This window comes from Streptomyces jumonjinensis (genome assembly GCF_009600885.1).
Taxonomy (GTDB): Bacteria; Actinomycetota; Actinomycetes; order Streptomycetales; family Streptomycetaceae; genus Streptomyces; species Streptomyces jumonjinensis.
Genome location: NZ_VCLA01000207.1, coordinates 8,819 through 9,473 on the forward strand (window position 1 = coordinate 8,819; position 655 = coordinate 9,473).

1 protein-coding gene is annotated in these 655 nt (G+C 69.2%); it reads left to right on the plus strand.

Annotated elements, in window-relative coordinates:
- The coding region (locus tag FF041_RS38670; RefSeq protein ID WP_267133264.1) for a condensation domain-containing protein at window positions 1–655 on the plus strand (655 nt) is incomplete at both ends.

The window sequence follows — 655 nt, forward strand, 5'->3', positions numbered from 1 at the left end:
CCGCAGAGTCCCGATCCGGGTGGGCGCGGACGCACACGCCCGTCTGGTGGAGGTCGCGGGACGCGGTCAGGCGACGATGTTCATGGTCGTGCACACCGCGATGGCCGTCCTGCTGTCGCGCATGGGCGCAGGCGACGACATCCCGATGGGCACGGCCACGGCAGGCCGCGAGCACCCGGCGGTGGATCGTCTGGCGGGCTTCTTCGTCAACACGCTGGTACTGCGGACGGATGTCAGCGGCGATCCGTCGTTCGCCGAACTGCTGGGGCGGGTCCGGGAGACGGACCTCTCCGCCTACGCGCATCAGGATGTGCCGTTCGAGCGCCTGGTGGAGGTACTGAACCCGGCGCGTTCGCTGTCTCGGAACCCGCTCTTCCAGGTGATGCTGGCCCTCCAGAACGTCCCGTCGGTGCAGTGGCAGCTGCCGGGTCTTGAGGTCAGCCCACTGCCCTCACAGTCGGACGCGGCGGCTCGGTTCGACCTGTCGGTCGACTTCGCCGAAGAGCGCAGCGCGGTTGGGCAGCCCTCGGGGTTGAGCGGGTCGATTCTGTACTCGACGGACCTGTTCGAGGAGAGGACCGTCCGAGCCCTGGCGGATCGTCTGGTGCGGGTGCTGGAGCAGGTGGCGGCCGATCCGGATGTGCGGCTGAGCCAG